Raw genomic sequence first — 22740 nt, forward strand, 5'->3', positions numbered from 1 at the left:
CGAACACGACGATGACGGCGCTCGATCGGCTCCACGGCCCGCGTGGCTGCGGGCGTCTCAGCCCCAGGGGGCGACGACGTCGATGATCCAGGTGACGCCGAACCGGTCGGTCAGCTTGCCGTAGAGCGGCGAGAACACCGAGGGGCCGAAGGGGACGTGGATCGTCACGCCCTCGGACTCGGCCAGCGCCGTGCCGAGCCGCTCGATCTCCTCGGTGTCGGTGCTGCGGAGCGAGACGTAGAAGGCGTTCTCGCCGGCGGCGTAGGGCAGGGACTCCTGCACGTCGTACGCCATGATGTGGAACCCGTTAGGCGCCTGGACCTGGCCCCAGGCGATCTGCTCGGACTGGGCCGCGCTCTGGCCGGCGTCGACGTCACCGTAGGGAGCGAGGACGAGGTCACCGCCGAAGACGGAGTGGTAGAACTCCAGCGCCTCCTTCGCTGTGCCGCGGAAGTTGACGTGCAGGGCGCTGGTGACGCTCATGGTTTCTCCTACAGAGTGCAAATGCTTCGACGAGTTCGAAGTGACCTCAGTCCAGCGCCCGTACCGGTCATCATGTGTCCGGTACATGCCCGAGACTCGAGACATGCCTGCCGGACCCGCCGTGATCACCTCTCAGCGCCTCCTGGCGCTCCTGTCCCTGCTCCAGTCGAACCACGAATGGACGGCACCGACCCTCGCCTCTCGTCTGAGGATCAGCGAACGCACCATTCGCCGCGACATCGACCGGCTGCGTGAACTGGGCTACCGGATCGACACCACCCGCGGCCCGGAGGGCGGCTACCGGCTGGGCGCGGGGGAGAGCCTGCCGCCTCTTCTCTTCGACGACGAGCAGGCACTCGCCGTCGCCATCACCCTGCAGACCGCCGCAATCACAGGTGCGGGAATCGAGGAAGCGGCCGCCCGTGCGCTCCAGACGGTCACGCGGCTCATGCCGGATCGACTCGCGCAGCGGATCGCCGGCCTGCGCGTCGGAGCGCTCGCATCGGAGCCGCGGGCGCCGCGCGCCGACGTCGACCCGGAGGTGCTGCTTCGGATCGGCGAGGCCGTCCAGAAGCGCGAGGAGATCCGCTTCGACTACGCGACCCCGGCCTCCGACTCGGGGGCCGAGGGCGGGCCGCCTCGGCGCACCGAACCGCACCACCTGCTGCTCAGCAACGGACGCTGGTACCTGATCGGATGGTCGACCCCCGAGGACGACTGGCGCATCTTCAGGGTCGACCGCCTCACTCTCCGCACGCACAACGGCCGCCGATTCGACCGCCACGAGATCCCAGGCGACGACCCGGCAGAATTCCTCGCCGCCCGGTTCAAAGGCTCCGAGCAGAAGAACCGTTGGCCCTGCCACGGGAAAGTCGTCATCGAGCTGCCGGCAGCGACTCTCGCCCCGTTCGCCGGCGACGGAACCCTCGAAGACCTCGGCGACGGCCGCTCCACCTACGAAGCAGGCTCCTGGTCCTGGGTGTCGCTCGCGGCCCTGCTCGGCCGATTCGGCGCCGAGATCGACGTGATCGAGCCTCCCGAACTCCGCGACGCCTTCGCCGAATTGGCGCGGAGGTACGCGCGCACCGCGCGCTGAACGCGCGAGCGCCGCCGGATCGTGCACCGTTCAGGCTTTCGGGCGCATCATCCGCTCTCCGATGCGAAGTGCGAGACGCTTGCCGAGCACCCTTGTCGACAGTGGCGAGGACGCGGTTCATGCGGCCGTCGATCACTGACGGCGCTGTAGTCGACGCCGCCCTCCACGCCGTCTCGACCACTTGGTGCGCCTGCCGCTTGCCCTTCGCCGCGCCGGGGTTCATCGGAGTCTCGGTGTCGCCGGGGGCGACCGAGAAGATCCGGAGACCGTGGCTGCGCTGCTCCTCCGAGAGCGCCTCGGTGAAGCGGATCACGTAGGCCTTGGAGGCGGCGTAGGCGGAGAAATGGGGGAGCGCCTGGTAGCCGGCTCCGCTGGCGATGTTGATGATCGTGCCGGATCCTGCGCCTCGCATCCGGATGACGGCGGCCTGCGTGAGCAGGGACAACGCGGTGATGTTGATGTCGACCATCCGGCGCAGCTCGTCGGGGTTCATCCGATCGATGTCGCCCTCCGGAGCGGTGCCCGCGCTGTTAACAAGGTGGTCAAGGCGGGGCAGCTGCTGATCGATCACCGAAACGAGGCCGGCGACCTCGGTCGGGTTCGAGAGATCTGCCGTGTGGAGGGAGGCGGCGATGGCGTGCTCCGCCGAGAGCTCCTCAGCCAGCGCCCACAGGGCGGCCTCCGAACGGGCGACGAGCAAGAGGTCGAAGCCCTCGCGGGCGTAGCGGCGAGCGAACTCGGCGCCGATCCCGGAGCTCGCTCCAGTGATCAGGGCGAGGGGGCGTGTCGTGGGGGTCATGGTGTCCTTCCGTGTCCCCTCAGACTAAACGGATACTTAGTCCGTTCGGACAGATCATCCGTTTTGCCGAAGGCTCGATAGGCTTCAGATCTATGGACGGTCTTCGGCGTGACGCCGCTCGCAATCGCGATCGCATCATCGAGGCGGCGAAGGAGCTTCTCCATCGCGGGGACGAGCTGGCCATGAATGCGGTCGCGCGCGCGGCCGATGTCGGGGTGGCCACGGTCTACCGGCACTTCGCGACCGTCGAGGAGCTCGAAGAGGTCGTCGTCTGGGACCGCTTCGACCAGCTCGACCGCCTTCTGAACGAGACGGCGCCAGACGGCCTGGACCGGACACTGACCGAGCACGTCGCCCTGCTGGCTACTGATCCGCTGTTCGAGAGAGTCACCGCCCGTCCGGACGCCGTGCTCCCTCAAACGGCCGCGAAGCGCGCCGCGCTCCTCGACCGCCTCGCCGAGGTGCTCGAGGACGCCCGGTCGAGAGGACGGGTACGCGTCGACGTGGACGCCGCGTCGATCCTCCTGCTCGCCTGCGGGACTGCGCACTCAGTCCGCAGCGCGGGGCTCGCGCCCGACAGCGACGCGGCACGGATTCTCCTCGACGTTCTCCTCCGGGGCCTTCGCCCCTAGCCGGCCGTGACTAGCCGTCGAGGCGGAGTTCGCCTTCCCGCTGATTTCTGGTCGACCCCTTCAAGTCTGCAAGGCGGTCGTTCTCAGCTGAGAGATCGCGCGTGCCGAGCGCTGCAGCCGATTCCGGCCCGGGCAGTAGCCCTGGGGTCTCCGGCGGAGAAGGTGATCTCGACGTCCCAGGCGACACGGACGGAGATGGCGTCTGAGGTGCGGCGCGGTCTGCGCACGCCGGTCTCCTCCCGTCGTGATCCGTCGAATGCGGGCCAACACGCCGTGGCACGACAACCTGGCTCGGGCGCGCCGCCGTCGGAAACATTCAGGGGACCCGGTCGTCCCGGCGTAGCAACGTTATTCCGTCCTCCTCTGCCATCATTCGATAGTCCGAGCGCGCAGCCCGTCCAGGCGGTCCCTGCTCACCGGCCACTGCGACGGTAATCAGCTGCACGTCCAGGGCTTCGATCTCAAGGCGGCCGGTCGCAACGTCGTCGCCCGGGTCGACCGGGACGAGCTTGGTTGCGCCGGCGACGCTGGCACGAGGAGTGTGCGGAGTGCTGGAGGGGCGTGGCGCTGGACTTGAGGCTCGGGGGCGGGATGATGATGATCGTGACTACACCTCACTCCGCGGTCTTGACGACAGCTCGGCTCGCGCTGGTTCCTCCGACGGAGCGAGATCTTCCAGAACTGAATGAGCTCCATGCTGACCCTCGCGTATGGGAGCACCTTCCCGCGGGACGTCACACGTCCATGGAACAGACTCACGCTCTGGTGGACCCGTACATCGCGGGATGGAAGTCGAACGGTCTCGACGTCTGGGTAGCACGGGACAAAGGGACCGGTGCGCTCGTGGGGATCGGTGGGCCGAGTCTTCGCGGTGGACTCGCCTGGAATCTCTACTACCGGCTTGCGCCCACGGCGTGGGGCCGCGGCTACGCGCAGGAAATCATCGCAGCGACCCGCACCGCGCTCGCGGCGATGGGCTCGGATCTCCCGCTCGTCGCCTACCTGCTCGAGAACAATGAGGGTTCGCGCCGAGCCGCCGAGCGCGCCGGCCTGAACCTGATCTGGAGCGGTCCCGACCGCGGCAACCCGGATCCGAGCGCAGTACGTCTCGTCTTCGCCGACCGGCCGCTGAGCCCGGACGCTCTGCGGCTCTTCTGCCGATGACCAGCTTCGACACGCGGACCGGGGTGTTAGCTGGTGGTGAACTGAATCGTTGCCGCTGCGCTGTCAGCGCGGGCGGAGGCTTCTTCCGGGGTGGCTCCGATTGCGACGACCAGGCCCGCGCGATCATCTGATGAGTTGATCTCGCTCGTCCGATCGCCCGGACTAACGTGAATCTGGAGGTCGATGACTCCAGGGGACGTGCGCGCAGCGCTGATCCCGCTGATCGAATGGATCACTCCGGGCTCGATCATGAAGAAGCGCACGGTGGCGGCCTGTGGGGTGTCAATCGTGTCGGGCTCGAGCTTCTGGCCCGAGCGGATCGCGACGGCGGCATCGAGCAGGTCGACTCCGGTTGCCTGGCGCACGAGGTCGACGATGCGGTCGCCACCGTTACGGGTGTACGCCCGCACGGCGGCGATCGACCCGGAGGAGCTCGACGCCGACCCGGCCGCACCGGGAGCGCACAGCGACGACATCGGCCGGCCATAGCTCGTCCATAGGAAACTCCCGATACTGGAGGCATGAGCACCCCGGCCTCGTCGAAGCACCTCGCCCCCGCGCAGCGGACCCGCCTCAAGCGTGCCGACGGGACTCCCATCCGTGTCCTCGTCGTCGACGACGAGAGCAGCCTCACCGACCTGCTCCAGATGGCACTGCGCTACGAGGGCTGGGAGGTGCGCACCGCCGCGGAGGGCCGCGCCGCGATCACGATCACGAGGGAGTTCCGCCCGGACGTCATCGTGCTCGATGTGATGCTCCCCGACATCGACGGGCTCCAGGTGCTCCAGCGGGTCCGCGCCGACGGCAGCGAGACCCCCGTGCTCTTCCTCACGGCCAAGGACGCTCTCGACGACCGGATCGCCGGGCTCACGGCGGGCGGCGACGACTACGTCACCAAGCCGTTCTCGCTCGAGGAGCTCGTGGCCCGCATGCGCGGCCTGATCCGCCGGAGCACGCTGCTCGCGAACGACGCCGACGACCCCGAGGTGGTCGTGGGCGACCTCGTCCTCAACGAGGACAGCCACGAGGTGCGCCGCGGCAGCGACGACATCGAGCTGACCGCGACCGAGTTCGAGCTGCTCCGCTTCCTGATGCGCAACCCGCGCCGCGTCCTCAGCAAGGCGCAGATTCTCGACCGCGTCTGGTCGTACGACTTCGGCGGCAAGTCGAGCGTGGTCGAGATCTACATCTCCTACCTCCGCAAGAAGATCGATGCCGGCCGCTCGCCGATGATCCACACCGTGCGCGGTGCCGGGTACCTGCTTAAGCCCGCCGAGCAGTGACCCTCCCCGGCCGCCCCACGTTCGGCGACTTCGCGACCCGCTCCGCCCTGCGGAACTCGCGCAGCGGTCGGCGGGCCCCGTGGACCCTGCGGCGGAGGATGGTGGTCGCCGTGGTCGCGCTCGTCGCGGTGACGGCGGGGATCGTGGGCACGGTCAGCGTGGTCTCGCTCCGCCACATCCTCTACGAGAGCACCGACACGGCGCTCGCCCAGTCGCTCAAGCGCCTCCAGAAGTTCGACGGGCCGAGCCCCTACGTCGGCGCCTCCGGCATCGAGCGGGCGACCACCTGCCCCGGCAGCAGCTACGGGAGCGGTCCCAGCCAGAACCTCAGCACCATCACGGCGGCACGCGGCGAGGACGGCTCCTTCACCGGCGCGTACATCGACCGCGACGGCGCGTGTCAGCAGTTCGCCGAGGAGCCGGACTCGGTCCTGACGGCCGCCGTCGATGCCGGCGGCGCGACCACCACGATCGACCTCGGCGACGTCCTGGGCCAGTACCGGGTGCGCGCGACGGTGATCGACGGCGAGGTCGTCGTGGTCGGGGTCCCGCTGGGCGACGTCACCGACACGCTCGCCTCCCTCTCGTGGGCGGTCGTGGTCGTCGTCCTGCTCGCGATGCTGGTCGTGGCCCTGCTCGCCATGGCGATCATCCGCGTGGCGCTACGCCCGCTTGAGCGGGTGGAGGCCACGGCGACGAGGGTCGCCGAGCTGCCCCTCGAGCGTGGTGAGGTCGAGCTGGTCGAGCGCGTCCCGGAGGAGGACGCCGACACCCGCACCGAGGTCGGCCGGGTGGGCGCCGCGTTCAACCGCATGCTCGATCACGTCACCGGGGCCCTGGAGTCACGGCAGGCGAGCGAGAACAAGGTGCGCCAGTTCGTCGCCGACGCCTCGCACGAGCTGCGCACGCCGCTCGCGGCGATCCGCGGCTACGCCGAGCTACCCCGACGCGGCGAGGTCGAGCTGCCCGAGACGGCGGCCTACTCCCTCGACCGGATCGAGTGGGCCGCCACCCGGATGACCTCGCTGGTCGAGGATCTCCTGCTGCTCGCCCGGCTCGACGAGGGCCGTGACCTCGAGAAGGCTCCCGTCGACCTGACCCTGCTGCTGATCGACGCTGTCTCGGACGCCCACGCGGCCGGACCCGACCACGAGTGGGACCTGGAGCTTCCGGAGGAGCCGATCGAAATCCGCGGTGACGACTTCCGGTTGCACCAGGTGGTGGGGAACCTCCTGCGCAACGCGGCCGTGCACACCCCTCCCGGCACACGGGTGGTGGCGGCGCTCGCCGAGGGGCGCTCGGCGGGTCGGCCGATCGCCGTGGTGACGGTCACGGACTCCGGTCCCGGTATCGCCCCCGAGCTGATGCCGCGGCTCTTCGAGCGATTCGCCCGCGGCGACTCCTCGCGCGCCCGCACGACCGGATCGACGGGGCTGGGCCTCGCGATCGTCGCGGCGGTCGTCGATGCGCACGGCGGGCGCGTGCTCGTCGACTCGGAGCCGGGTCGGACGAGCTTCCGCGTGGAACTCCCTGCGGGGTGACGCCCCCGCCGCGCCGGCGGCATCCCGTGGTCGCTAGACCGAGACGCCCAGACGTCGGCGCGCGTCGTCGAGGGTCCGGACGACCTGCACCACCTCGTCGAGCGGATGCAGCGGCGATTCCGTGCGACCCTCCGCGACGTACTGCGCGAGGTGCAGCGCCTCCCAGGCGAGCCCTTCGCCGCCTCGGAGCGGCGACCGGTCGGTCCACGTCCCGCTCTCGGAGCCGCGCGTCAGCGTCACGGCGCTCGGGCTCCAGAACGGAGAGTGCACGTCGATCCGCCCGTCGCGTCCGGCCACCCACGCGGCCTGCGGAGTGTCGGCCAGCACGGTGGACGTCGCTATCGACTGCACGCCGTCGGCATGCCGCCCGACGATCGTCGCGGTCGCGTCGACTCCGGTCTCGGTGAGGCTCCCCGACACCTCAGTGCTCTGCGGGGTGCCGGCGATCATCGAGACGAACGAGGAGGCGTACACGCCGACGTCGAGCAGGCCGCCGCCCGCGAGCGCCGGGTCGAAGATGCGGCTCGTCGGATCGAAGGGGAACGCCCCGCCGAAGTCGGCCGAGACCAGTGCGAGCGGGCCGACGCCGCCGTCGGCGACCAGCCGGCGCACCACGTCCGTGTGCGGGAGGTAGCGCATCCACATGGCCTCCATCGCGAAGACTCCGGCGTCGCGGGCGGCGTGCACGATCATCTCGGCCTCGCCCGGAGTCGGAGCGAAGGGCTTCTCGACCAGGATGTGCTTGCCCGCCGCGATGGCGAGCAGGGCCTGACGGGCGTGCTCGGAGTGGGGCGACGCGATGTAGACGACGTCGACCTCGGGGTCGTCCACGACCGCGTCGTAGCCGGCCGAGGCGCGCTCGATGCCGAAACGCTGAGCGAACTGCTGGGCGCGCTCGAGGGACCGGGAGCCGACGGCGACGACGCGCTGCCGAGTGTGCTTCTGCAGGGCGCCGACGAAGCTCCCGGCGATCGAGCCCGGAGCGACGACCCCCCAGCCCAGAACAGGGGAATCGAGGAGGGAGGGGAGCCGTGGTTCCGGGAGCGTCAGTGCCATCCGTCCACGCTATCCCGAGCTCCGCGGCCCGCCCCGCTCGAGCGTCCAGGAGTCGTCGTGCTCGGTCGTCGAGTACGACGACTCCTGTGTTCTCTCGGGGTCTCGGCGCCCTAGGGTGTGACCGCGCGCGGAGCGGCGGCGGAGGAGGACACATGCCTGAGTGGTACACCCTGGGTGTCGTCGGTGCGGTCATCGTGGTCGTGGTGGTGGCGATCGTCCGGTTCCGCCAGAACCCGGTGCTCGTGCTCGCGGTCGGTGCCGCAGCGATCGGGCTCCTGACCGGGCTCGGACCGGTCGACACCGTCTCGACGATGACCCGCGGGTTTGGCGAGGTGATGAGGGAGGCGGGCCTCCTCATCGGCTGGGGCGTGCTGATCGGCGCGATGCTCAACGAGATGGGCGCCGTGGTGCGCCTCGTCGAGGGCCTGATGCGGATCTTCGGCCGCCGCGGCATCCCGTACGCACTGGGCCTCTCGTTCGCGACCTATCTGCAGACGATCTTCGTCGACGCGCTCATCGTCATCGCGGCGCCGCTCGCGCGGAGGATCGCGCCCCGGCTCGGTCGCGCGGGCACCGGCATCGTCGCCGTCACCTTCGCCGTCGGGCTCGAGATGGGGATCGTGATGATGGTCCCTGCATTCGCGGCGGTCGCCCTCGCGGGCCTGCTCGGCGTGCCGCTCGGCGTGATGATGCTCGGCGGGTTCGCCGTCGTCGCACCGACCGTCGTGGTCACGATCCTCCTGATGTCCCTCGCGTTCCGCATGGGTCTCTGGGACCCGGCTCGCGACGAGCAGGCCCTGCTGCGCGACGAGGTCCCGGTGCCCGTGGCGGCGTCGGGAGGCGAGTCGGGGCCCACCAGCCCCGACTTCTCGTTCCCGGGACACCCCGCCCCCGAGGGATCCGCAGACTCCTATGCCCCGCGCGAACGTCCCCTCCTGCTGCTCTTCGCCCCGATGCTCGTCGCGCTCCTGCTCATCGCCTCCGAGGCCGTGCTCACGGTCGCCGGAGCCGAGGTGCCAGTACTGCAGTTCCTGGGCGATCCCGTGATCGCCCTGCTGATCGCCGTGATCGCGACCGGAGCGATCGGCCGCTCGGTGGTCGGAGCGAAGCGGATCGAGAAGGCGGTCGCGAAGGGCTTCCAGGACGGCGGCCAGATCTTCCTGCTCACCGGGGTCGGCGGCAGCCTCGCGGCTATCATCGCGGAGGGCGACCTCGGCGAGCTGCTGAAGGGCTACTTCTCGGCGTCGGCGACCGCGCCGCTGATGCTCGTCTGGCTGATGGCGGCCGCCCTGCACATCGCGGTCGGCTCGGTGACGCTCTCGGCGATCACGGCCGCCGGAGTCGTGGCACCGGTCGCGGCGACGCTGGGCCTCGATCCGCTCCTGGTGGCGCTCGCCGCCGGCTCGGGTGCCCTGTTCTGCATCCACGTCACGTCGAACACCTTCTGGCTACTGCAGAGCTTCCTCGGCCAGTCGGTGCGCGGCGCCCTCAAGTCGGTGACGGTCGGCGTCTCGCTCGCCTCCGTCCTCGCCCTGGGTATGACGCTGCTGCTCTCGCTGGTGCTGCGCTGACGACTCTTCGTGCGGAGAGCCGTGGCGGGCGGACCCGCGCGAAGGGTCGATCCATGAGCGCGCGACCGCAGCGGGGAATCCGCCGGGGGTGGATCGCCGTCGCGGTGGTCTTCGCCGCGGGAGTCCTCGTCGTCCTGGCCAGCGTCGGATCGGGCAGCTGCACCGATGACGTGAGCGCGACCGGTGTCTGCACGAGCGACTCGCCCGTCGACTCCGTGGAGCGCTGGATCGCGGTCGGAGGCGCCGTCATCGCCTACGCGCTCCTGCCTGCCTTCCGCCGTCGCTGAGCGCGGCCGTCCCCGGATCGATCCGCCGCGAACGGCCCCCGGCTCGAGCGCGGGCGAGCCGTTCCCGCTGACCCGGTCCTTCGATCCGAGGAGCGCCGACGACGACCCGAGGCCGCCCTCAGCTGAAGCGCCCGCCCGCGCCTCCGTCGGGTGCGATCGACTGGATCTCGGCGAGGTCGTCGTCCGTCAGAACGGCCGCCGCGGCCGCCGCATTCTCCTCGACGCGTCGAGGGCTGCGGGAGCCCGGGATCGGGACGATGTAGTCCTTGCGGGCGAGCAGCCACGCCAGCGCCAGCTGTGAGAGGCTCGCGCCCTTGCGCTCGGCCAGCGCCGAGAGCCGGCCCACGATCGCGAGGTTCGCGTCGAAGTTCTCGTCGTTCCACCACGCCAGGCCGCGTCGGAAGTCGGTCTCGTCGTAGCGGTCGCGGTGCTGGACGGCTCCGGTCAGGAAGCCCCGCGCCAGAGGCGAGTAGGAGACGAATCCGATCCCGAGCTCCTCGACGGCCGGGAGGATCGGCTCGACGTCGTGCGCGAAGATCGAGTACTCGGTCTGCAGGGCCGTGATCGGGTGGACCGCGTGGGCAGCGCGGAGCAGATCGCCGTCCGCCTCCGAGAGACCGAGGTACTTGACCTTCCCCTCGTCGATGAGCTCCTTCATCGTTCCGATGACGTCCTCGATCGGCACCGCGGGGTCGGGGCGGTGCTGGTACAGCAGATCGATGGAGTCGGTCCTGAGATTGCGGAGGCTGTTGGCCACGACCTCGCGGATGTGCTCGGGCCGGGAGTCGACTCCGAACTCGCGGGTGACGCCGAACTTCGTCGCGAGGACGATTTCGTCGCGGAAGGGTGCGACGGCGCGTCCGAGGAGCTTCTCGCCCTCACCCCAGCCGTACATCTCCGCCGTGTCGAAGAGCGTGACTCCGAGCTCGTGAGCGCGGCGGATGGTCGCGATCGATTCGGTGTCGTCGCTCGGCCCGTAGCCCATGGCGGCGCCCATTGCGCCGTAGCCGATGGCCGAGACCTGGAGGCCCTCGGTGCCGAGGGCGCGCTGATGGGGAGATCCTGAAGGTGTCATAGTGACACTCTACGACATAACTGTCTGAATCAGACATTATTGTCCGACTATGCTCGGCTCATGCGCGATCAGAGGACGAGCCTGCGGGAAGTGACGCGCGATGCTGTCCGTGCCCGGATCTCCGCCACCGCCATCGACCTGTTCGCCGAGCACGGCTTCGATGAGGTGACGGTCGAGCAGGTCGCTGCCGAGGTCGGCATCTCGACGCGCAGCTTCAACCGCTACTTCCCAGCCAAGGAGGATGCGGTGATCGGCGACACGGCGGCTTGGGGCGAGCACGTCCGCGAGGCGCTCGTCGCGCGCCCGCTGGACGAGCCGGTGTGGGACTCTCTGCGCCACTCCTTCCTCTCCCTGCTCGCTCTCTCCGACGCCCACGACGATCGCCAGAAGCGCGCGATCCGCGTCCTCGGCAGCACCCCGTCCCTCCGTGCGCGCAACCTCGAGAAGCACCTGCAGTGGGAGCAGCTGCTCTCGCCCGTCGTCGCCTCCCGCTCGAGAGGTGACGACGCCGAGGTGCGGGCACGTGCGATCGTGCAGTCGAGCCTCGCCTGCTTCGATGTCGCGATCGCGACCTGGGCCCGGCGCGACGAGACCCGGAGTCCCGCACAACTCGTCACCGCCTGTTTCGCCGCTCTCCGCGACTCCTGAGGGCGCGTCGTGCTCCGCCCACGGCCGTCGCCCAGGTCCTCCTCCTCGCCTACAGCGCGCTGTGGCTCGTCGTCACCCTGGACACGCTGTGGCTGGCGCGGTTCGTGAAGGTCGAACCGCGCGCCCGTGCAGCGTTGGCGGCGACGGTCCTCGTTCTCCTTGCGTCAGTTGGAACAGCGGGCTACGGCAGTCACCTCATCGGGATCTCGCGCGAGCTGCTCTCGAACGTGTTCGGCGACGGCCAGATCGCGGCGCCCGTCGACGGCCGGTACAACATCCTCCTGCTGGGCGACGACGCTGCTCGCGTCGTTCGTGACGATGCTCCCCGTCGACGACGCCGCCGCGTCCACGCTCAGCGACCCGTTCGACCCCGAGGTGCTCGTCGCGACGAGCATGCGGGCCGGTGCGCTCGACGAGGCGCAGATCGACCTCGGCGAAGGGCCCCCCTGGAGGGCCTATCGGAGCGGACGGCCTGACGAGCTGAACGTCTCGCGCGCCGAGGACGTCGGCGCATGGCTCTTCTTCTGCTCCGACCTCGCGGCGGCCGGCGTGCAGTCGGTGCTCTGCGTCCTCCTCGTCCTCGGCACGCTCGGCGTCGGCGCCGTCTCGCTCTACTGCGACGCATCGGTCGTGCTCGAGCCCGAGGAGCTGCGTGTAGCGAGGGGCCTCGCCGCCGTCCTGGCCCGCGCGATCATCGCGCAGGCGCTCGAGAGGGCGCAGAGCGGAGGCGGCACGCACGACGCGACCCTTTCCCGCTGCGAGGTCCATCAGGCGACCGGGATGGTCGTCAGCCAGACCGGATCCTCCATCGACGATGCACTGCTGCTGATCCGCGCGCACGCCGTCGCCACCGGCACGACCGTCCGCGAGGTCGCGTCGCGCGTCGTCGCGCGAACCCTGGACTTCACTCCCGACGCCGCGTCGGACGACGGAAAGTAGGACCTCGCATGCCCCCAGCGAGCGGATGCACCTCATCGAGGCACTGCAGCTCTCGGCCGGCGACGGTCCGTGCATGGAGTCGTACACCACCGGATCCGCGATCACGGCGGGCACGCTCGACGACATCCAGAGCCGGTGGCCGGCGTTCGCCGACGCGGTGGGGGAGGACGAGCCGGTCGAAGCTGCGATCGACGTTGGCGCTCCACTGGAACGCCCCGGCCGTCTCGTAGGAGACGAACCCGTGCAGGGTGGAGCGGAAGGCGCGGATCGCGTCGATGGCGTCGTCCCCGTCGAGCCGGTAGGCGGTGAGCACGTCGGCGATCACCTGGATCGCCGCCACCGAGATCGCCTCGTCCTCGACGTCGCCGGGCGCCGGCATCCGGTTGGCCGCCTCGCAGCGGGCGGGGTGCTGCAGCGCCCACCCGCGGTACGCGTGCGACATCGCCGAGATCGCCTCCGCTCCCGAGCGGCCGGCGGAGGCCCTCGCGAGCACCTCGCCTAGGTCGCGCTTGGCCCGGACGGCGATGTCGCGGTGCAGGCCAGCCATCGAGTCGATGTGCTTGTAGAGGGAGGGCTGACGGACGCCGAGCCGCTCGACGAGGGCGGAGAGGGTGAGCGTCGCGAGACCGACCTCGTCGGCCATCGCGGCAGCCTCCTCCGCGACGCGGTCCCGGGTCGGTCCGGCCCTAGGTACGGGTGCCGTCGTTCGCTGGAGTCATGGAGGCTTATGCAAAACTCCGATTTGTCGACCCGGATGGCGCCCCCGACCAGGCCTTTCGTGGGGTGTGCTGAGGGTTTTGCATAAGCCTCTTGGTCGTGCAGTGCTCGAAAGCTTCCACACGCCGAAATCGTGCAGATTGTACGCATCTATTGGCCAGGATTCACTCAGCAACTATCTATGTCTCATTCAGCACAAATTCATGCCTCAGACTCCCACAGAAGCGGGTCTGTTGCAGATGAAGCCCCGCCTGTATGTTGTGCCAAAACAACCAACAGGAGGCATCATGCAGATGCATAAGAAGATTGGATGGACCGTTATGTGCGGGGTATTGCTTGCCTCAACGGTGGTGCAGGGCGGGGCTGCTAGCGCCGAGGAGAGCGACGGCGTACTCGAAGCATTGACCGACGTCACGGCTCAATCCGCGTCGACAGCCACGAGAGTTCTCGATAACGTCGCCGTTGTTCCCATGGATAACGCGGGCAACTCGGCTGTCGACACGACCGTCCAGGGCGCGGAGGTCGTTATTCCGACTGACCTGTCCGACCCGGTCAACCTTTGGATCCCGGGGTCGGACGCGGGAATGACAATCTCGTTGCCGTTCTCAGACAAAGCCTCATCGGCCGAAGTTCTCAGCCCCGGTATTGTTTCATTCAACAACAACAACACCAGCACGGCAGCTGTCACCAAGGATGACGGGAGCCTCGTCATCGCAACCGTCATCGACAGCAGCGACGCTCCCGATCGGTACACCTACACGGTGAACGGTGCTCCGGGCAGTTCCCTTCAGGCGCAGACCGACGGAACGGTTTTCCTGATGGACGAAGCGAACGAAAACATCCTCGGCGGATTTCTGCCTGCCTGGGCTCGCGACGCGGCAGGCAACGACGTACCTACTCGCTACGAAATCACCGGCAGCGAACTGACGCAGATCGTAGACCTGAGCTCGCCTGACATCGTCTTCCCAGTGGTTGCCGACCCTCAAGCCGGCTACACCCTCCTCGAGGGTGTCTGGAAGAACAGGCCGGGCGGATACTCCTACGGCACCGGCTCGCAGTGGTCCACCCGGCTCAGCGCATGGGGAGCCACAGTATGGGCTTCGGGCCTCGTCGGACACCAGACGGTGAAGACGCAGGGCTGGGTCGAGTGGGTCAACGGAGTTGCCCCGACCACGACCACTATTCACCAGCAGTTTGACTGCCATGCGGTCTTCGGATACGCAATCTGGAAAGCGGGGATCTGGTGGGACTTCGAGACTGCTCGCCAATCCCACCCGAATTGGTTTACTGACCCGAAGGACTGCAATTGGCCGTGATTACATCCCAATGGAACTCACGAGCAAGGCTTGTTGCGTGGATTGTTGTAGTTGGTCTTATTGCGCTCGCCCTGCTCATCACGCTACTCATCGCCGTGATAACCGCGACAATTCTCGTCGATCAGATTCCGGGAGGCGACGCCGGACTCGCGACCACGCCAGAACTTGAATCGGCTTACAAAACCATGAACTGGTCGTTCCCAACCTTAATCGGTGTAGTTGCGATCGGGATTCTTGTGCCACTCATCGCTAAGCGCAGAGGGCGCGATCGAGCAAAATCCCGATGAATCACGCCGGGTGCGATAGCACCTCGTATTGAGCAGCGAGGTGGTGACCGCTCCAGGTCGTCACCTCGCCGTTCTTCTTGGCCGAGTCGGCACTCTCACCCAGACCGGCTCCGTGTTCGGCTTCGAGACGGGGAGGTCGCCGCGAGCATGCTCGTCCCCAGTCCTAGCCAGCGACTCCGAGTGAGCACAGAGTGCCGCCACCGAATGAGCAACTCCACACGCAGAGCACAGCAGGCGCCCGGAGCGTCCCGCTGGACGATCCCCAAACGGGACGCCGCCAAGGATCCACACCGCGGACTCCAAGCCGAAACGCTGAGCGAACTGCTGGGCGCGCTCGAGGGACCGGGAGCCGACGGCGACGACGCGCTGCCGCCTGTGCTTCTGCAGAGCGCCGACGAAGCTCCCGGCGATCGAGCCCGGAGCGACGACCCCCCAGCCCAGAACAGGCAAGCTCCGAGCGGGGGAGTCGAGGAGGGAGGGGAGCCGTGGTTCCGGGAGCGTCAGTGCCATTCGTCCACGCTATCCCGAGCTCCGCGGCTCGCCCCGCTCTCGTCCGCCACGAGACTCCGGGACGTGTCGTCCCGGATGCTCGAGTCCTGCGCTCGCTCGGCAGCCGCGACGCCCCGGGTGCGACCGCGTTCGGTGCGACGACCGGAGGAGGACGTCGTGCCCGAGTGGAAACACCCCGTCGGTGCGAACGTCAGATCGACGGGGCCGCTGTCGAGGAAACAGGGGTCGGCCCTGCGGCGCTCAGACGCCCCAGTTCGCCGACGGCGCGCGGATCGCCGAGATGGTGACCTCGTCGTCCGCGATCGCCATCACGGAGTTCACCAGATCGGAGCCGTCGGAGGACCCGACCGAGGTCGCGTCGAACAGGAAGAGCCCGGCGGCCCCGGCGCCTGCGCTCTCGGGATGCTCTGCGCGCACGTCGGCGGTCGCGTCGCCCACCGAGACTCCGCCCAGGGTGCTGACCGCGACATCGCCGACCGCGGGGGCGGTTGCGCCGACCAGGAAGTCGGGCTCGGGGTACTCCGGCTCCGGATCGCCCGCGTCGTAGACCTCGGTGTCCTTGACGGTGAATCCGGGCCAGGTGTAGGCGCGCGAGCGGAACCCCTCGTAGGGCACGTCGTCCGACTCGGTGGGAGTGCTGCCGAACGCCTCCGTGAGCGCCGCGATCGCGCCTGTCCCGTTGCGGTAGTCCCAGGTGCCGAGCCCGGCTCCGGAGGCGTCCACCAGCGAGAACGAGGTCGGGCCGATCAGCAGGCTCGTCGCGTCCGACATCGCGGGCTCCGGTGGGCCCGATACGCCAGGGGTGGGCGTCGGGGATCCGGGATCGCTCGCCGTCGGAGCGGTGGAGGAGGCCGGCGCGGGGTCGGTCGAGACCGGAGCGGTGGCAGCCTCCCCGGTGGAGGACGTCGGCTCCGTTCCCGGTTCGACGGGGACGCAGCCGGCCAGAGTGGCGGCGACGACGGCCGTCACGACGGCGGCCGCGAGGGTGCGGGAACGGATGCGCATGGTGGAGGGCCTTCGGAGACGGAGGGCGGGGGCCCCGGATCGTCCCCCTCCGCTCATCCTCGGGCCGAGGAGCCCCCATCAGGCATGCTGCGCGATAACGATCCGGTACGACCTGACCGAGGACGACGTCAGTACACGAACCACTGCAGCCACTCGCGGTTGTGCGCGTGCACGAGCGCGAGGAACACGACCAGGTCGAAGAGCAAGTGCACGCAGATCACGTAGGTGAGCGACTTCGTCTTCGAGAAGATGTAGCCCTGCAGCAGGGCGAAGGGGATCGTGAACGCCGGAGCCCACTCGCGGTAGCCGAGCTCCCAGAGGAACGACACGAACACCACCGCCTGCAGGATGTTCGCCTGCCAGATCGGGAGGTGGCGGCGCAGCACGGCGAACACGACGCAGATGAAGAACAGCTCGTCCCAGATGCCGACGAACCCGACGCCGACGAACAGGCGCGCGATCTCGTCGGGCGCAGAGATCGCCGGCCAGTTCAGGTAGGCGCCCGAGCGGATGAAGTAGAACGGCAGCAGGATCCAGCCGAGCACGACGACCGCCGGTAGATACGACTTCTCGAGGGTCGTCCAGCGCTGACCGGTCCGCAGCGGGAAGCGGATGATCCGCCGCTTCGTCCCGTAGTGGTCGATCGCCCAGGGCACGGCGACGGCCGCCGAGAGCACGAACCCCATCAGCGCCATGTTGGGGTAGTCGAGGTTGGCCTCGACCGAGATCGTGCTGACGATGACGAGCCCCGCCGCGATCAGCGACAGGTCGACGGCGAGAGTGCGGTCGATCAGGAGCGCCAGCAGGAGGCTCGCCGCGAGCACGAGGTAGCCCGCGATCGGCAGGCGCAGACCGAACAGCAGCAGTGCCGAGAGCGAGATCCCCGCGGCCGGGGCGAGCGCGGGTTTCACGGGTCCAGGGTAGGCGGAGGAGCCTGCCTCCGGGGTGCATTCACAGTGAAGTGTTATCACCATGAAGCTATCATGATCGGAGGCGGCACGAGGTCGTCACGGAACGGAAGCGATCCACGATGCCCACCACCTCCACCCCCCGCGTCCTCGTCACCGGCGCGAGCATCGCCGGACCCGCGCTCGCCTGGGGTCTCGAGCGCTCCGGATTCGACGTCACGGTGCTCGAGCGCTCGCCCGCCCAGCGCGAGACCGGGCAGAACATCGACGTCCGCGGCATCGGCAGAGACGTCGTCGACCGGATGGGCATCCGCGAGACGGTGCTGCAGAACCTCACGGGGGAGCAGGGCACTCGGTACGTCGACGACTCCGGGCGCCCCTACGCCCTGTTCCCCCGAGCGGAGGGGGAGGACGGCCCGACCGCTGAGATCGAGATCCTCCGCGGTGCCTTCGCCCAGATCCTCGTCGATCTCGTCTCGGACTCTGTCGACCTGCGATACGGCGACTTCATCGCCGGTGTCGAGCAGGATTCCACCGGTGTCGACGTCCGGTTCGACAGCGGAGCCGCCGAGCGCTTCGATCTCGTCGTCGTCGCCGAGGGGCGCAGCTCGCGGACACGGCGGCTCCTCTTCGCCGACGAGACCGAGTACCGCGACTTCGGCGTCAGCATCACCTACGGCACGATCGACCGCCTCGACTCCGACGTCGACCAGTGGGACTGGTACACCGCCACGAAGGGCCGGGTCGCCTCGATCCGCCCGGACAACCTCGGGACGATCCGCGCGAGCATGTCGTTCGAGTCCGAGCCGATGGGGTTCGAGAAGCTGCCGGTCGACGCGCAGATGTCGATCCTGCGCGAGCGCTTCCGAGGTGCGGGCTGGCAGACCGAGCGCATCCTCGACGGATTCGCCGCCCGCCCCGACGAGTTCTACACGCAGCGGATGGAGCAGGTGGTCGTGTCGCGCTGGAGCAAGGGCCGTGTCGTCCTCCTCGGCGACTCGGCGTGGGGATCCGGTCCGACGGGCATGGGCACGACGCTCTCGCTCGTCGGCGCTCACATCCTGGCCGGAGAGCTCGCGGCGGCCGGTCCTCCGCAGCAGGCCTTCGCCCGCTACGAGCGACTGCTGCGCCGGTACGCCGACAGTGCGCAGGGCCTTCCGCGCGGCGGGGCGCGACTGCTGCACCCGTCGTCCCGGGCGGGAGTCAGGGCGATGCAGACCCTGCACCGCGCGGCCTCCGCCGCACCGCTACGCCGCCTCGCGCAGAGCGCCCTGCTCACCAGCGCGCGGAACGTGCCCGAGCTGCCGGCCTACCCGAGCCTCAGGGCGTGACGCGCGTCGGCCGTGACACGGCAGAATCCCCTGCATGACAGACCTCCGTTCCGAGACGCTCGAGGCCCTCCGTCGCTACGCGGTGCGCTACCAGGAGTCGTCGCACCACTTCGCGACATGGATGCGGCTCCCCACGACCGACGGCGTGGCACTGGGCGAGATCCTCTGGGCCGAGAACGCGGGCGACCCGCTCTCGGCGGCGCGACTCCGGCTGCGGATCGGTCTGACGTCGGGCGCGACGAACGCCCTCGTCAACCGCCTCGAGGAGCGCGGCCTCGTCCGCCGCAGCCGAGAGAGCACCGACCGGCGCATCGTCAGCCTCCGCGTCACCGAGACGGCGCGGCGCCAGAGCAGCGGGTTCCTCGGCAGCCGTGCCGAGGAGCTGGACGCCGCCCTCGCGGACTACGATTCGGCGACCCTCACGACGATCCGCGACTTCCTGGACCGGTTCGCCGGCATCCTCCCGATCGGCGAGTCCGCGTGATCGTCGCGGCCGCGCACCGGCCGGAGGCGCGTGCACGGCAGAATGGGTCGGGATGACCTCCACACCGCCTCCGCTCGGCCTCCTCCTCGACGTCGACGGCCCCATCGCCAGCCCCGTGACGCGCACCATCTCGATCCCGGCGATCGCGGACGACCTCGTCGCGCTCGCCAACGCGGGGATCCCGCTCGTGTTCAACACGGGTCGCTCCGACGCGTTCCTGCGCGAGCGCGTGCTGCCCTCGCTCCTCGAGCGGGGCGTCTCGCCCGAGGCGCGCATCGTCTGCGTCTGCGAGAAGGGCGCGGTGTGGTTCACCGTCGACTACCGCGGCACCTCGGAGCCGATCGTCGACGAGTCGCTCGCGATCCCCGAGGCGGTGGCCCGCGACCTCGAGCGGATGATCCGCTCCGACTACGACGACCTCGTCTTCTTCGACGAGACCAAGCGCGCGATGGTCTCGGCGGAGCAGCTCGTCGACCTCCCAAGCGAGGACTACCTCGAGCGCCAGCTGGTCTTCGACGCCGACGCGCTGCAGATCATGACGGCCGCGGGCCTCGGAGTCGAGCGCCGCGGCATCCGCTACCCGAACGAGCAGGGGACGGTCGACTACCGCATCGACCCGACGGTGATCTCGACCGACATCGAGTCGAACCGCCTCGGCAAGGACTTGGGCGCCCAGCGCGCCGTCGAGCTGCTCGGCGCGACGGGGGCGATCCCGCAGCGCTGGCGCACGGTCGGCGACTCCCGGAGCGACTACGCCATGGCCGACTGGCTGTTCGAGCACGCGTACGACGTCGCCCACGTCGACGTCCGCCCGGCGGAGGGCGTGCCCGAGAAGCCCTACCCCGTGCTCGTGGTCGACGGCCTGGTCAACGACGAGGCCGGCGCGAGCGTGCTGAAGCGCTGGACCGAGCTCGTCGCCGACGAGACGACCCCCGAGGTCGGCGGCGGGATCTCGCTCCACTCCCGCGACTGATCCGCCACCCCTCGTCCGCATCCACGGGGGTCGCTAGCGTTCGAGGCATGAGAATCGCAGTCACCGGTGGATCCGGCAAGCTCGGCCGCAGCGTCGTCACCCGCCTCCGGGCATCGGGCCACGACGTGTTCAACCTCGACCGTGCGGGGGAGCGCGGGGCGGGCTTCGTCCGCACCGACGTCTCCGACTACGGCCAGGTCGTCGACGCCCTGCAGTCGGTGAACGACCAGTACGACGGAGTCGACGCCCTGGTGCACCTCGCCGCGATCCCGGCTCCCGGGATGGTCCCCGACATCGCCACCTTCCACAACAACATGACGTCGACGTTCAACGTCTTCCACGCGGCGATCCGCGCGGGGATCCGCACCATCGTGCACGCGTCGAGCGAGACCGTCCTCGGCCTGCCGTTCGACGAGGCACCGCCCTACATCCCCGTCGACGAGCAGTACCCGGCCCGCCCGGAGTCGGTGTACTCGCTGACCAAGGTGCTCGAGGAGGCGCTCGCCGTCGAGCTCTGCCGCTGGCACCCCGACCTCACGATGATCGGCCTGCGCTTCTCGAACGTCATGGACGAGGCGGACTACGCCGAGTTCCCGTCGTTCGACTCCGACGCCCTGGCCCGCAAGTGGAACCTCTGGGGCTACATCGACGGCCGCGACGGTGCCCAGGCGGTCGAGAAGGCGCTCGAGCTCGACGCGACCGGTTACGACCGCTTCATCATCGCGGCCGCCGACACCGTCATGACGCGGCCCAACGCCGAGCTGGTCGCCGAGGTCTTCCCCGGCGTCGAGATCCACGGCGAGCTCGGAGTGAACGACACCCTGCTCTCGATCGACCACGCCCGCGAGGTCCTCGGCTACGCCCCCGAGCACTCCTGGCGCGACTCGCAGAGCTGACGCCCCACCGGGAGCACCTCCGGCTCGCAGAAACACGTTCGGCTCGCAGGAATCCGCGGATTCTGCGAGCCGAACGTGGTGTCACGAGCCGGAGCTCAGGAGGTCAGACCTCAGTCGGGGATGTAGTTGAACGAGTCGGGGTCGGGCCCGGTCCGCTGGTCGCGGTTGAGCGCCGTGATCGCCGTCATCGACTCGTCGTCCAGCTCGAAGTCGAAGAGCGCGAAGTTCTCCTCGACGCGGGCGCGCGTCACCGACTTCGGGAAGACGATGTCGCCGCGCTGGAGGTGCCAGCGCAACACGACCTGGGCGGGGGAGCGGCCGACGTTGCCGGCGATGCGCGTGATGGCTTCGTCGTCGAGGACGAGCCCCTGCGCGATCGGCGACCACGCCTCCGTGGCGATGCCGTGCTCCGTGCCGTAGGCGCGCAGCTCCTCCTGGGTCAGGTAGGGGTGGACCTCGATCTGGTTCACGGCCGGGACGATGGTCGCCTCGGCGCGGAGCCGGTTGAGGTGGTTGGTCTGAAAGTTGGAGACGCCGATCGCCTTCGCCTTGCCGCTGCGGTAGATCTCCTCCATCGCCTTCCAGGTCTCCAGGTAGTCGCCCACGTTCGGCAGCGGCCAGTGGATCAGGAAGAGGTCGACGTAGTCGAACTGCAGCTCGCCGAGGGTGACGTCGATCGCGGCGAGAGCGTCCTCGCGAGCGTGGAAGCCGTTGTTCAGCTTGCTCGTGACGAAGACCTCCGAGCGGTTCAGGCCGGAGGCGCGGACGGCCTCGCCCACGCCGGCCTCATTGCCGTACATCTCGGCGGTGTCGATGTGGCGGTAGCCGACCTCGAGCGCCGCGAGGGTGGCGTCCTTGGTCTCGGCGGGGTCGATCTGGAAGACGCCGAATCCCAGCTGGGGAATCTCGATTCCGTTGTTCAGGGTGATCGTGGGGACAGTGTTCTCGTCCGTGCTCATACTCGAGCGTCCTTTCGTCGGTGTGCAGATTCCAGTCCAGGCCCCGGAGCCTCTCGGCTGCAAGGCCTTGCGCGGCGCGCGAACACGACGAAGGCCCCGGCGCGGACGCGGGGGCCTTCGAGTCGCGTGATGCTTACGCGCGGGACTTGCGGCCCGTGATCGCGCCGTAGATCAGCAGGACGATGATCGCGCCGACCACCGCGAGGATGATGCTGACGACGTTGAAGCCCATCGGGTCGTCGCGCCCGAAGAGCGCTCCACCGATGAATCCGCCGAGCAGCGCGCCGACGATGCCGAGGATGATGGTGATGATCCAGCCACCGCCCTGCTTGCCGGGGAGGATGAGCTTTGCGAGTGCCCCGGCGATGAGGCCGAGGACGATCCAACCGATGATGCCCATGGTGTTTTCTCCTTCGTGTCAATGCTCGATCGGCCGTTCCGATGCGAGCGTCGACGCCGGTCGTGATGGCGTCGTGAGTCGAGTGGTGACGGTCAGCGGAGGGAGCGCTGCACCTTGTCGCGAGCCTTGGCCGCGACCTTGGCGAAGTGCTTCGCTTCACGCTTCGAGGTCTTCTTGAGCTTCTTGCGCGTCTTCTTCGTGGCCGGGTCGTTCCACACGCCGAGAGCGAGATGACGGAGCTCCTCATAGCGAGCACGACCGGCGCGGGCGCCGAAGACGTACGCGGCGAAGGCGACCAGTGCCAGCAGGACGAGGCGGGGATTCATGCGGTGACCCTTCCGTGGGAGAGCACCGGGTCGTGCTCGACATCCATTTGACTC

At 69.1% G+C, this 22740-nt stretch carries 25 protein-coding genes and 1 pseudogene; 15 read left to right on the forward strand and 11 right to left on the reverse strand.

The genetic code is table 11. The features are described 5' to 3' along the window. Positions 1-57: 57 nt before the first annotated feature. Positions 58-483 carry a glyoxalase/bleomycin resistance/extradiol dioxygenase family protein gene (locus GSU10_RS03365; RefSeq protein WP_068207695.1) on the reverse strand — a complete coding sequence of 142 codons (426 nt, stop codon included), beginning with the start codon at positions 481-483 and terminating at the stop codon, positions 58-60. Between the two features lie 103 nt (positions 484-586). On the opposite strand from GSU10_RS03365, the gene GSU10_RS03370 reads away from it, so the two are divergent. Then, positions 587-1579 carry a helix-turn-helix transcriptional regulator gene (locus GSU10_RS03370; RefSeq protein ID WP_068207693.1) on the forward strand — a complete coding sequence of 331 codons (993 nt, stop codon included), beginning with the start codon at positions 587-589 and terminating at the stop codon, positions 1577-1579. Between the two features lie 226 nt (positions 1580-1805). On the opposite strand, the pseudogene GSU10_RS15700 reads toward GSU10_RS03370, so the two are convergent. Next, a pseudogene (locus GSU10_RS15700) lies at positions 1806-2378 on the reverse strand (SDR family NAD(P)-dependent oxidoreductase); the annotation flags it as partial. 92 nt (positions 2379-2470) lie between these two features. On the opposite strand from GSU10_RS15700, the gene GSU10_RS03380 reads away from it, so the two are divergent. Continuing rightward, positions 2471-3010, forward strand: a complete 540-nt coding sequence (locus GSU10_RS03380; protein WP_068207678.1) for a TetR/AcrR family transcriptional regulator — start codon at positions 2471-2473, stop codon at positions 3008-3010. A 597-nt stretch (positions 3011-3607) separates the two neighbouring features. After that, positions 3608-4174: a GNAT family N-acetyltransferase gene (locus GSU10_RS03385; RefSeq protein WP_068207777.1), complete on the forward strand. Its 567-nt coding sequence runs from the start codon at positions 3608-3610 to the stop codon at positions 4172-4174. Positions 4175-4200: 26 nt separating this feature from the next. Here the strand turns inward: GSU10_RS03385 and GSU10_RS03390 are convergent, their stop codons facing one another. Beyond that, positions 4201-4584 (reverse strand): hypothetical protein, encoded by a 384-nt coding sequence (locus GSU10_RS03390; protein ID WP_132504740.1) that lies wholly within the window; start codon positions 4582-4584, stop codon positions 4201-4203. A gap of 111 nt (positions 4585-4695) precedes the next feature. Here GSU10_RS03390 and GSU10_RS03395 point away from each other — a divergent pair, with 111 nt between their 5' ends. Together GSU10_RS03395 and GSU10_RS03400 are read left to right on the forward strand one after the other, a co-directional pair. After that, the gene (locus GSU10_RS03395) at positions 4696-5457 is read left to right on the forward strand and encodes a response regulator transcription factor (protein ID WP_068207672.1); all 762 of its coding nucleotides are present in this window, start codon (positions 4696-4698) and stop codon (positions 5455-5457) included. Further along, the gene (locus GSU10_RS03400; protein WP_068207669.1) at positions 5454-6998 is read left to right on the forward strand and encodes a sensor histidine kinase; all 1545 of its coding nucleotides are present in this window, start codon (positions 5454-5456) and stop codon (positions 6996-6998) included. Before GSU10_RS03395 ends, GSU10_RS03400 begins: the two co-directional genes overlap by 4 nt. 33 nt (positions 6999-7031) lie before the next feature. Here GSU10_RS03400 and GSU10_RS03405 read toward each other — a convergent pair whose 3' ends face one another. Continuing rightward, positions 7032-8054, reverse strand: coding sequence for a Gfo/Idh/MocA family protein (locus GSU10_RS03405; RefSeq protein WP_068207666.1), 1023 nt, complete (start codon positions 8052-8054; stop codon positions 7032-7034). A 152-nt stretch (positions 8055-8206) separates the two neighbouring features. Between GSU10_RS03405 and GSU10_RS03410 the strand changes: the two genes are divergently transcribed. Together GSU10_RS03410 and GSU10_RS03415 are read left to right on the forward strand one after the other, a co-directional pair. Beyond that, complete coding sequence (locus GSU10_RS03410; protein WP_068207663.1) at positions 8207-9625, forward strand: GntP family permease; 1419 nt, start codon at positions 8207-8209, stop codon at positions 9623-9625. 53 nt (positions 9626-9678) lie between these two features. Continuing rightward, positions 9679-9912, forward strand: coding sequence for a hypothetical protein (locus tag GSU10_RS03415; protein ID WP_068207660.1), 234 nt, complete (start codon positions 9679-9681; stop codon positions 9910-9912). A 118-nt stretch (positions 9913-10030) separates the two neighbouring features. Here the strand turns inward: GSU10_RS03415 and GSU10_RS03420 are convergent, their stop codons facing one another. Continuing rightward, positions 10031-10987: an aldo/keto reductase gene (locus tag GSU10_RS03420; protein WP_068207658.1), complete on the reverse strand. Its 957-nt coding sequence runs from the start codon at positions 10985-10987 to the stop codon at positions 10031-10033. A 60-nt stretch (positions 10988-11047) separates the two neighbouring features. On the opposite strand from GSU10_RS03420, the gene GSU10_RS03425 reads away from it, so the two are divergent. Next, positions 11048-11635 carry an acyl-CoA-like ligand-binding transcription factor gene (locus tag GSU10_RS03425; RefSeq protein ID WP_068207655.1) on the forward strand — a complete coding sequence of 196 codons (588 nt, stop codon included), beginning with the start codon at positions 11048-11050 and terminating at the stop codon, positions 11633-11635. A gap of 318 nt (positions 11636-11953) precedes the next feature. Then, positions 11954-12574, forward strand: coding sequence for a GAF and ANTAR domain-containing protein (locus tag GSU10_RS03430; protein WP_236713489.1), 621 nt, complete (start codon positions 11954-11956; stop codon positions 12572-12574). Here the strand turns inward: GSU10_RS03430 and GSU10_RS03435 are convergent. Further along, positions 12540-13217 (reverse strand): TetR-like C-terminal domain-containing protein, encoded by a 678-nt coding sequence (locus GSU10_RS03435; protein ID WP_068207649.1) that lies wholly within the window; start codon positions 13215-13217, stop codon positions 12540-12542. The genes GSU10_RS03430 and GSU10_RS03435 overlap by 35 nt on opposite strands. Positions 13218-13578: 361 nt before the next feature. Between GSU10_RS03435 and GSU10_RS03440 the strand changes: the two genes are divergently transcribed. Continuing rightward, entirely contained in the window at positions 13579-14607 is a 1029-nt protein-coding gene (locus GSU10_RS03440) for a hypothetical protein (protein WP_068207647.1), read from the forward strand. Then, a complete protein-coding gene (locus tag GSU10_RS03445; protein ID WP_132504738.1) occupies positions 14598-14894 on the forward strand; it encodes a hypothetical protein in 297 nt (98 codons plus the stop codon). The genes GSU10_RS03440 and GSU10_RS03445 overlap by 10 nt, the downstream gene beginning before the upstream one ends. A 750-nt stretch (positions 14895-15644) precedes the next feature. Here GSU10_RS03445 and GSU10_RS03450 read toward each other — a convergent pair. Beyond that, on the reverse strand, positions 15645-16409 hold the full coding sequence (locus GSU10_RS03450; RefSeq protein WP_068207644.1) for an RAD23 family protein: 765 nt from the start codon (positions 16407-16409) through the stop codon (positions 15645-15647). A 128-nt stretch (positions 16410-16537) separates the two neighbouring features. After that, a complete protein-coding gene (locus tag GSU10_RS03455; RefSeq protein ID WP_068207639.1) occupies positions 16538-17320 on the reverse strand; it encodes a CPBP family intramembrane glutamic endopeptidase in 783 nt (260 codons plus the stop codon). 119 nt (positions 17321-17439) lie between these two features. Here GSU10_RS03455 and GSU10_RS03460 point away from each other — a divergent pair, with 119 nt between their 5' ends. From GSU10_RS03460 to GSU10_RS03475, 4 genes are read left to right on the forward strand one after another with little or no spacing between them, the layout of a single operon-like run. After that, positions 17440-18648 carry an FAD-dependent monooxygenase gene (locus GSU10_RS03460; protein ID WP_068207636.1) on the forward strand — a complete coding sequence of 403 codons (1209 nt, stop codon included), beginning with the start codon at positions 17440-17442 and terminating at the stop codon, positions 18646-18648. A 34-nt stretch (positions 18649-18682) separates the two neighbouring features. Next, positions 18683-19132 carry a MarR family winged helix-turn-helix transcriptional regulator gene (locus GSU10_RS03465; protein WP_068207633.1) on the forward strand — a complete coding sequence of 150 codons (450 nt, stop codon included), beginning with the start codon at positions 18683-18685 and terminating at the stop codon, positions 19130-19132. Between the two features lie 52 nt (positions 19133-19184). After that, entirely contained in the window at positions 19185-20105 is a 921-nt protein-coding gene (locus GSU10_RS03470) for an HAD family hydrolase (RefSeq protein WP_068207630.1), read from the forward strand. Between the two features lie 47 nt (positions 20106-20152). Then, positions 20153-21001, forward strand: coding sequence for an NAD-dependent epimerase/dehydratase family protein (locus GSU10_RS03475; protein ID WP_132504736.1), 849 nt, complete (start codon positions 20153-20155; stop codon positions 20999-21001). A gap of 110 nt (positions 21002-21111) precedes the next feature. Here the strand turns inward: GSU10_RS03475 and GSU10_RS03480 are convergent, their stop codons facing one another. The 3 genes from GSU10_RS03480 to GSU10_RS03490 form a co-directional block, all read right to left on the reverse strand. After that, positions 21112-21960 (reverse strand): aldo/keto reductase, encoded by an 849-nt coding sequence (locus GSU10_RS03480; protein WP_068207626.1) that lies wholly within the window; start codon positions 21958-21960, stop codon positions 21112-21114. 133 nt (positions 21961-22093) lie between these two features. Continuing rightward, complete coding sequence (locus GSU10_RS03485; RefSeq protein WP_068207623.1) at positions 22094-22360, reverse strand: GlsB/YeaQ/YmgE family stress response membrane protein; 267 nt, start codon at positions 22358-22360, stop codon at positions 22094-22096. 92 nt (positions 22361-22452) lie between these two features. Beyond that, the gene (locus tag GSU10_RS03490; protein WP_068207620.1) at positions 22453-22686 is read right to left on the reverse strand and encodes a hypothetical protein; all 234 of its coding nucleotides are present in this window, start codon (positions 22684-22686) and stop codon (positions 22453-22455) included. Positions 22687-22740 lie beyond the last annotated feature (54 nt).

It is taken from the genome of Rathayibacter tanaceti, from assembly GCF_009834165.1.
Classification (GTDB): Bacteria; Actinomycetota; Actinomycetes; order Actinomycetales; family Microbacteriaceae; genus Rathayibacter; species Rathayibacter tanaceti.

Bases quoted from the DNA above. Each gene is read 5' to 3' on its own strand.
- GSU10_RS03365 (WP_068207695.1), bottom strand. From the start codon at position 483: ATGAGCGTCACCAGCGCCCTGCACGTCAACTTCCGCGGCACAGCGAAG.
- GSU10_RS03370 (WP_068207693.1), top strand. From the start codon at position 587: ATGCCTGCCGGACCCGCCGTGATCACCTCTCAGCGCCTCCTGGCGCTC.
- GSU10_RS03380 (WP_068207678.1), top strand. From the start codon at position 2,471: ATGGACGGTCTTCGGCGTGACGCCGCTCGCAATCGCGATCGCATCATC.
- GSU10_RS03385 (WP_068207777.1), top strand. From the start codon at position 3,608: ATGATCGTGACTACACCTCACTCCGCGGTCTTGACGACAGCTCGGCTC.
- GSU10_RS03395 (WP_068207672.1), top strand. From the start codon at position 4,696: ATGAGCACCCCGGCCTCGTCGAAGCACCTCGCCCCCGCGCAGCGGACC.
- GSU10_RS03405 (WP_068207666.1), bottom strand. From the start codon at position 8,054: ATGGCACTGACGCTCCCGGAACCACGGCTCCCCTCCCTCCTCGATTCC.
- GSU10_RS03410 (WP_068207663.1), top strand. From the start codon at position 8,207: ATGCCTGAGTGGTACACCCTGGGTGTCGTCGGTGCGGTCATCGTGGTC.
- GSU10_RS03415 (WP_068207660.1), top strand. From the start codon at position 9,679: ATGAGCGCGCGACCGCAGCGGGGAATCCGCCGGGGGTGGATCGCCGTC.
- GSU10_RS03420 (WP_068207658.1), bottom strand. From the start codon at position 10,987: ATGACACCTTCAGGATCTCCCCATCAGCGCGCCCTCGGCACCGAGGGC.
- GSU10_RS03425 (WP_068207655.1), top strand. From the start codon at position 11,048: ATGCGCGATCAGAGGACGAGCCTGCGGGAAGTGACGCGCGATGCTGTC.
- GSU10_RS03430 (WP_236713489.1), top strand. From the start codon at position 11,954: ATGCTCCCCGTCGACGACGCCGCCGCGTCCACGCTCAGCGACCCGTTC.
- GSU10_RS03435 (WP_068207649.1), bottom strand. From the start codon at position 13,217: ATGGCCGACGAGGTCGGTCTCGCGACGCTCACCCTCTCCGCCCTCGTC.
- GSU10_RS03440 (WP_068207647.1), top strand. From the start codon at position 13,579: ATGCAGATGCATAAGAAGATTGGATGGACCGTTATGTGCGGGGTATTG.
- GSU10_RS03450 (WP_068207644.1), bottom strand. From the start codon at position 16,409: ATGCGCATCCGTTCCCGCACCCTCGCGGCCGCCGTCGTGACGGCCGTC.
- GSU10_RS03460 (WP_068207636.1), top strand. From the start codon at position 17,440: ATGCCCACCACCTCCACCCCCCGCGTCCTCGTCACCGGCGCGAGCATC.
- GSU10_RS03465 (WP_068207633.1), top strand. From the start codon at position 18,683: ATGACAGACCTCCGTTCCGAGACGCTCGAGGCCCTCCGTCGCTACGCG.
- GSU10_RS03470 (WP_068207630.1), top strand. From the start codon at position 19,185: ATGACCTCCACACCGCCTCCGCTCGGCCTCCTCCTCGACGTCGACGGC.
- GSU10_RS03475 (WP_132504736.1), top strand. From the start codon at position 20,153: ATGAGAATCGCAGTCACCGGTGGATCCGGCAAGCTCGGCCGCAGCGTC.
- GSU10_RS03480 (WP_068207626.1), bottom strand. From the start codon at position 21,960: ATGAGCACGGACGAGAACACTGTCCCCACGATCACCCTGAACAACGGA.
- GSU10_RS03485 (WP_068207623.1), bottom strand. From the start codon at position 22,360: ATGGGCATCATCGGTTGGATCGTCCTCGGCCTCATCGCCGGGGCACTC.
- GSU10_RS03490 (WP_068207620.1), bottom strand. From the start codon at position 22,686: ATGAATCCCCGCCTCGTCCTGCTGGCACTGGTCGCCTTCGCCGCGTAC.